This is a genomic window from uncultured Olegusella sp., from assembly GCF_947253395.1.
In the GTDB taxonomy this organism is placed as follows: domain Bacteria; phylum Actinomycetota; class Coriobacteriia; order Coriobacteriales; family Atopobiaceae; genus Olegusella.
In genome coordinates, this window is sequence record NZ_CAMXYY010000075.1 from 1 (window position 1) to 7,331 (window position 7,331).

The window sequence follows — 7,331 nt, forward strand, 5'->3', positions numbered from 1 at the left end:
TACACCCATAAGGTTTCGTCGGCAGCGTCAGATGTGTATAAGAGACAGCAAATGATGATAAGCGGAGACTAGCAAGCTTTCTTAATCCTAAACATGTTGAGATTAGCCCTGAAAAGATCATTGAAATAATCAGGAAATTTGTGCCTTTAAACGAAGGTCAGGCGAACAATATCCAGCTGGAGCTCGCTTACCAATTGGGATTTTCATCTAGAGAAGATATACAGAAGGAGAGGTATCAGCCTATGCTCAAAGAAATTTTATCCGAAGATCTTATTGAATGCGATTACCCTGCCGCAGATAGAAATCAAGCCGTACGAAAAGCAGGCAGTCTTTTAGTACAAAAAGGTCTTGCATCTGAGGAATACATCGATGCAATGATTGAAAATGTTGAAGTAAACGGCACCTATATTGTCATCGCTCCAGGTATAGCCATGCCTCACGCACGCCCCGAAAAAGGAGCAAAAAGTGTTGGCTTTTCAATTGTGACTCTAAAAGAACCTGTGGTATTCGGACATCCTAGCAACGATCCAGTAGCCATAGTTATTGGCCTTTGTGCAATCGATCACCAGACACATTTAAAAGCGCTTTCAGAACTGGCTGATATTTTAAGCGACCCAGAAAAAGTTATTCAGTTGAGACAGGCAGTAACACCTCAAGATGTCCTGTCTCTCATAGGAGAAGGGAAGTAAATATGCTCAACATCGTTACGGTCTGTGGTGCAGGAGTCGGGAGCAGTATGATGCTCAGACTCTTTGCACAGCAAATTTTGGATGCTGAAGGAATAGAAGCGGCTGTTGATGCTTCTGATATTAGCTCGGTTAGCCCTGATAGCTATGACATTATTATTACTACCTCTGATTTTGCTGATGCTATGCGCGCCACTTCCACCCCCATTATTCGTATTGACAACATGATGGATAAGGCAAATTTGCGTATCCAACTGCTCAACACTATTGAAACTCTGGGATAGGAGATGATCATGGAAGTCTTCCTGTATATCGTTAATAACTATCTAAGTCAGTCTGTATTCATTATTGGTCTGGTCGTTGTTATTGGCATGTTAGCCATGAAAAAGGGGTGGCACCAAATCCTGCCTTCAGCGATTAAGGCAATGATTGGCTTTACCATGGTCAATCTTGGCGGACAGACCTTAGGTACAGCGCTATTACCTTTAGCAACCATGATTGGTAAGGCTTTTGGTAATACGGCGGTAGTTGCAACAGATATCGGTACTGCTTCTGCAGAATATATGACCGACTTAGGAACTGAATTGGCTTTAATCTTTGCATTTGGTTTCTTGGTTAACCTTATACTCGCACGCTTTACTCCCCTAAAATATGTCCACTTATCAGCCCATGTCTCATTCTTCTTCGCAGGTTTAATCGCGGCACTCTTAAAATACAACACAAGCCTTCCTTTCTGGGGAATTGTAGGCGTTGGGTCAGTTCTTCTAGGTATTTATATGACTGTAACCTGCGCATATGTTGATGTGTGCATAAAAGGCGTAAAAGGCGGAGAAGAAATTACACTTGCTCACTCAAGCTCGGTTGGCCTACTTATCGCTACTGGCTTAGCCAAAGTATTAGGTAATAAAGAGCATGATCTTGAGGAAATTAAAATTCCGAAGAAGTTCTCATTCTTGCGTGAGATGACCATTGCTTTGACACTAGTAATGACTTTGCTCTTTTTGGTGGTAAGCATTATTGCTGGTCCTACCTGGGTTTCTGAAAATGTTTCCGGTGGGAAAGACATCCTCGTATATTCGTTACTGCAGGGAGTCAGCTTTGGTATGTGGATTACCGTTATTATTACGGGCGTCCGCATGATGCTTGCTGAAATTATTCCCGCATTCCATGGCTTTGCCGAAAAAATTATTCCCGGAGCAAAACCCGGTCTTGATGTTCCACTGCTGTTCCCTAACTATCCCACATCAGTCATTGTAGGCTTCCTATGCAGTCTTACTTCTGGGCTCATTGGTATGGCAGTTCTTGCAGCGGCTGGCTATCCCGTTATTGTTTTTCCGGCACTTATTCCAACATTCTTTACAGGTGCAGCAACCGCAATTTTTGGTAACGCACATGGTGGCATTCGCGGCGCGGTTATAGGCTCATTGGTAAACGGGCTTTTGCTTATCGTGGGACAAGCATTCTTGCTCCCTATGGTTGGATCGTATGAACCAATTATGCGCATTCTCTCTGAAACAGATTATTGTGTTTACGGTCCCATTCTTGGTCTGATCCTCCATGCGATTGGAATGTAGGAGATAGGTCATGTCATACGCGCTCAAGATAGCTACTCAGGAAACAGCTTTTAATTGTCCAGCTCCAGTTGGCCCAGTTGCCGAGCGAACCGCATTCTTTTTAACCCTTGGTTATCCGTCATGGGATCTGTTTTATCAAACACTTGATACTTTAGAGAAGCACGGAGTTGGGTATGTGGAAATTGGTATTCCTGTTTCTAACCCAAATATGGAAGGCGAGGTTATCAAGCGAACACATGAATTAATCTTTCCAAAGCTAACACACGAGATTATTGCCGCTGCTCTTTCTGCTATACGCAGGCGTTACTCTTTCAGAATAATCCTTATGACATATGCTGAGGGTATAGACTATTTCCAGCTACAGACACTCCCCCGCTGGTCTTATGACGCAATGCTTTGCGTCGACAGCATGCTTGATGCTGCGCAATACCCCGGATTAGTACATGTCTTTAGCGAGCAAATGTCTGAACAGCAGATTAGCTCTCAGCTAAGCAATTCATCTTTGTTTGCATATGTTGTTACCCAAGCAGGCAAGACGGGAGGTGTGGGTACAGTACCAACTGCGTATAGAGAGACTATGCGACATATTAGACATATCTCTTGCATCCCTATCTTTGTAGGCTTTGGTATAAAAAGCTGCCAAGACATAAAGCAGATAATTTCAGATGGAGCAGACGGTGTAATTATTGGTTCTGAATTAATTCGCCAGCTAGATGCTGGAGGCATTGAGGCAGTTCAAGCGTATATTAGATCGCTCGGACTTTCTTCTATTAGTAAACAACTTGCATAGTCTGTCACTACGTGGAAGATATTCGATTCAAAGAACGGTGAGATTTTATCTCACCGTTCTTTGTACTATGAGCCATCCATAGCGCTCTTTTGTGCATCCACAAGTGAGTGGATATCACTTTTTTATTAATGAGTAATTTTCAGATAGTTCTCACTCCGCTGAAAGTCCACCGCCAGAATTTATATCTACCAGCTTCAATTTCTTTACAAATTGAATTTAATATTTGCTGATATAACGGAAATGCTGCATCCTTCGTCAAACTCAACATACTCCCTCATCAGCAAACTTTTTTAAAATTAGTTGCTTATCATGAGCTTTTAAATGCTGCGCTCAGAACAGATACTAACTCGGTATGTTTACCTCTGCCTAAGCTTTCGGATAATGAACTGCCTGCAATGACACATCACGAAAGTCCACAGCTAGATGCTCGTCAAAGATGCAATACGACACAGCAATATAACCAAATTATTAGCACAGAATCGATCCGCGCTGTTTACTCAACATTCCCCATCTTAGAGCATCTCCAAATGAACAAAGCAGGGGCTTCAGAGCGCATCTGAAGCCCTTTTTCCTACTCAACTTTTGCCGTAAAGGTCTTTGAGAAGACGCCCGTCACTAGCTTGCCCTCAGCATCTTTAAAGCTGTATTTCTTGCTTTCAAACGATGCAATCTTGTCACTTGTGGTGTACAAGACTTTAACCGTACAGCTCTGCCCAGGCGCTACCTCAGGGTCATTTTCTGCATTCCAAGACTGCTCATACGTAACGATATTCCCATCAGCATCCAGCTCATATACATCAATAGACTTAAATGTCACTGGTGTATCCGTGTTGTTTTGGATTTTGAAGCGCGCAGTACTCACGTCATAACCGTCATCCGAGCTAGAAAAACCTACGATGCTTAGCTCATCGACATGCTGATCGGTCGCATAACCCGCATCCTCAACTTCTTTTATAGAAGCAGAACTTACTGCAGCCTCTGGGTTAAAACGAATAAGCGAGCAAATCTTCTCGATTATGTGTTGGTTATACGTAGTGGCATACTTCTCGCCAAGCTTGAAGGTACAGGTAAATCCCACACCGTTTTCGCCCCAGCCGGAAAATGTGTACACGCACTCCTTGCCGTCCTTGGCAGAAGTCAGCAGATAATACCAGCTATCGCGCTTACCTGCATCGAGCTGCTTGACGTCATCAGGGACAATTTTGTCCTCTTCACTAAAGGGATTGCTTACGCGAATAGAGGCGACAACACCTTCCCCATCCACCGAAAACGTCCGCACTTCCTCACCACTGCCTAGCTCCCAGTCAGAGCCTAGTTTTATTGAAAGGCCACGATATTGATATGTCTGCGAAAGCGACGAACTCAGATGCTTTGCTTCAGGCTCTGTACTTCCCTGCGTACTCGACAACGATGTCCCGCCGGAACAACCAGTTAGAGCGAGTGTCATCGCTGCAAAGCAACATGCCCAAAATCCCATCACCCGCTGCCAACAAAAGCCATATCGCACCACGACACCCCTCCTCAACAAACACGAAGGGAGTCTGCCCCGCAGACTCCCTCGCATAACTTCCTATAGATTCCAAGAGGCGCCATAAATCTCAATATGATCAAAGTTTGCATCTGACATAAACTCAAAGCGATGCTTGGTTCCGCCCGCCCAGTTCTCCGTGTAAGGCGTTTGAGTCTCAACTACAACGCCATCCTTATCGACCAAATTGACCCTGAATGCAAAGTAGGAAAAATCAAGCTTAGACTTGTTCTCTACGACTGCCGAATACGTGAAGTACGTTTCATACTCATCTCTGGGATCCTGCTTTTCAAAGACGGTAGCATTCTGCAAATCCTGAGCTACAGCAGCCGCTTCACCATCATTGAGTACATCGCTCAGATTCTCTTTGTACTTATCTGGAACTTTTATCTCAGAGATTTCATTAATCTTGTGTAAAGCAGAAACACGATGCGAGTAAGCGCTCGACCAGCTGTCATTTTGGTCAGCAAAGTCTTTGCCGTGTGAGCCTTCCAACGCCTCAACATAAGCAGACGCCGCCTCCGCAAGGTCCTGATTCTTAAACTTCGCATCTTTATATTCCGCTACAGGAGCCAGCTCTGCCTTGAGAGCCTCATCCATATCTGTCGCACCAAGCTCAAAAGGATTCGACTCAAATTTATCCGTAATCTTCCATCGCGCCTCAAGTGCCTTCGCAACGGCGGCAGTAAAGTCCTCGTCCGCATAATGCACTTCTGCAACGGCGGCAGAACCCCCAGCAGACCCCGTAGTCGATGTTTTTGCACCGCTACAGCCGCTAGCGCCACCAACAATAAGTGCACCACAGGTAGCAATCACAACGAGATGTTTCTTTCCAGCGAGCAAATCCATTACCTTGTGCATGAGAATCTCCCTTCGAAAACACGACAAGAAGATTCTGCTGCTAAAAACATATACAGCTGTCCTACACCAAGGACAGCTGGTAGATATAAAAGCAAAATAGGCTTATCTACCCCATTTGAAGCTTCATGCACCAAAATAAACTACAGCGAGATATCCCGCTGTGGTTAGGAGCGACCAATGCAAACCTTTCAGCAACTAAAGTTTCTAATCCAGTCGATCTCTTTGACTTTTAGGAAAAGAGAGCGTGGTATATAGCATTAGGATGGGAATTCCTGCAATAGAGGTTCTTTGGATAAGAATATAAAGGCTATACATAATGATTTTAATATTTGCCTAGTTTATGGGAGGTCCAGATGAAAACAACAAAATTTTATGCAGGATATTGGGCACGCACCCTAATAACGTTGGCAAATGCCTTAGGTTACCCCCTCTCTAAACTTCCAAAAAACTCACAGGTAGATGAGCTAGAAAAAAGTAAAACCGATTGTTATGTTGGGGATATTACCTTTGATGGGGTACACCCACCGACTTTAGATATCCCAGTAGGATTCCTTCTGAATGAAATATTTTTTGAGGATTCAGAAGGAGTGCGATCTTCATGTGGCGAATTCGAATCTGCAGATGCTATCTATGGATTTGCACAACATGGCACATGGTATTGTCTGCGTGAAGTCGAAATGAAAAACTTTGTATCTTCCGCACCAGGTCTTGACTCACAAGTATTACGAGGAGTCTCTTTAACTGCTGCAAACAAGCCTATTTCAAATCATCCAACTGTAGATCGTATCTCTATAAGCTTAGATGGCTTGGGTTACTGGTTTCAAAAAAACCCGATAACAATAAGCTACAACAGACATGATAACCAAGGTACTTCTAAGGTTGCCACCACAGACTACTCAATAAAATACAATTCATCGGGCGTCGGCATCATCACACTATTCAAAGACGATGAGATTACGATAGAGATTCGTCAAAAAGTTAATAAAACTGGACACCCAACCTTAAGTAGCGGTATGTCAGTCAAAGTTGAGCATTACCTTGTTGTTGAATTAAATAATCCTTCAGATTTTGACGAGACTCTAGAAAAATGGATCTACCCTCTTCGTAATCTTATGACACTATTTTTAGGGAGATTCACTTCAATCAATTCAATAAGCGCGCATGAATTTCATCAGGACTGCACGTTCAGCTATTACACTGCCTACGTTGATCCAGAATCCCCTATTAGCAGATCAGAAGCAGAGCAAATTCCCTTTCCATACTCTCGGCTAGGAAGCCACACGCAAGAAATCTTGGGAAGATGGTTCAAGCTTGACCAAGATACAAAAAATGTATCAACAATAATTACGTCTCTAACAAATAATTGGCGTATGCCCGTCGATTTAGAGTTTGTTGCATGTGCATCTGCGTTTGAGGCACTATCTAAGGTTAATCAGGACGAGAAATGTTTTGACGAAGAAACATTTAATAGAGAATTCTCCCAAATGACAGCATCAATAAGTAATGAAAAATTCAAAAACTGGATTCAAAACCTCGTAAGAAATAGAAAGTCCGCAGGATCCCTTGCGCGTAGTCTTTTTACTCAACTAAAGCCATTTTCAGAATCTCTCATACCCAATAAGCGGCTCTTTTTACAAGATCATCGTGTATGTCGTAACACATACGTACATCGAAGCGAAACGGGAAACTCCCAACTTTTGCGAGAGGTAGAGTTATATTTTCATACACAAGCAGTATGGCTACTAAGTTACGCAGCCATCCTAAACTTAATTGGCATACAGCCAGAAAAAATAAATAATGCCATCCAAGAAGCTGGGTACAAAGTTGGAGTCAGGGAGAAGATTAAAAATATGTATGAATAATCAACAATAATCGTCTGTACTCAGATATCC

General features: G+C 43.2%; 7 protein-coding genes. 5 read left to right on the top strand and 2 right to left on the bottom strand.

Annotated features, from left to right (window positions below; all coding sequences use genetic code 11):
- Nucleotides 1–140 precede the first annotated feature (140 nt).
- The 4 genes from Q0X25_RS06325 to Q0X25_RS06340 are packed head-to-tail and all read left to right on the top strand — an operon-like array spanning nt 141 to nt 3,050.
- Nucleotides 141–689 carry a PTS sugar transporter subunit IIA gene (locus tag Q0X25_RS06325; protein ID WP_298580139.1) on the top strand — a complete coding sequence of 183 codons (549 nt, stop codon included), beginning with the start codon at nt 141–143 and terminating at the stop codon, nt 687–689.
- 2 nt (nt 690–691) lie between these two features.
- Entirely contained in the window at nt 692–970 is a 279-nt protein-coding gene (locus tag Q0X25_RS06330) for a PTS sugar transporter subunit IIB (RefSeq protein ID WP_298580141.1), read from the top strand.
- A gap of 9 nt (nt 971–979) precedes the next feature.
- Nucleotides 980–2,260, top strand: coding sequence for a PTS ascorbate transporter subunit IIC (locus tag Q0X25_RS06335; protein ID WP_298580144.1), 1,281 nt, complete (start codon nt 980–982; stop codon nt 2,258–2,260).
- 10 nt (nt 2,261–2,270) lie between these two features.
- Nucleotides 2,271–3,050, top strand: a complete 780-nt coding sequence (locus tag Q0X25_RS06340; RefSeq protein ID WP_298580147.1) for a tryptophan synthase subunit alpha — start codon at nt 2,271–2,273, stop codon at nt 3,048–3,050.
- A 571-nt stretch (nt 3,051–3,621) separates the two neighbouring features.
- Here the strand turns inward: Q0X25_RS06340 and Q0X25_RS06345 are convergent.
- Complete coding sequence (locus Q0X25_RS06345; RefSeq protein ID WP_298580150.1) at nt 3,622–4,560, bottom strand: hypothetical protein; 939 nt, start codon at nt 4,558–4,560, stop codon at nt 3,622–3,624.
- Between the two features lie 60 nt (nt 4,561–4,620).
- Complete coding sequence (locus Q0X25_RS06350) at nt 4,621–5,439, bottom strand: FxLYD domain-containing protein (protein ID WP_298580152.1); 819 nt, start codon at nt 5,437–5,439, stop codon at nt 4,621–4,623.
- Nucleotides 5,440–5,792: 353 nt separating this feature from the next.
- Here Q0X25_RS06350 and Q0X25_RS06355 point away from each other — a divergent pair, with 353 nt between their 5' ends.
- A complete protein-coding gene (locus tag Q0X25_RS06355; RefSeq protein ID WP_298580153.1) occupies nt 5,793–7,301 on the top strand; it encodes a HEPN domain-containing protein in 1,509 nt (502 codons plus the stop codon).
- The last annotated feature ends 30 nt before the right edge of the window (nt 7,302–7,331 follow it).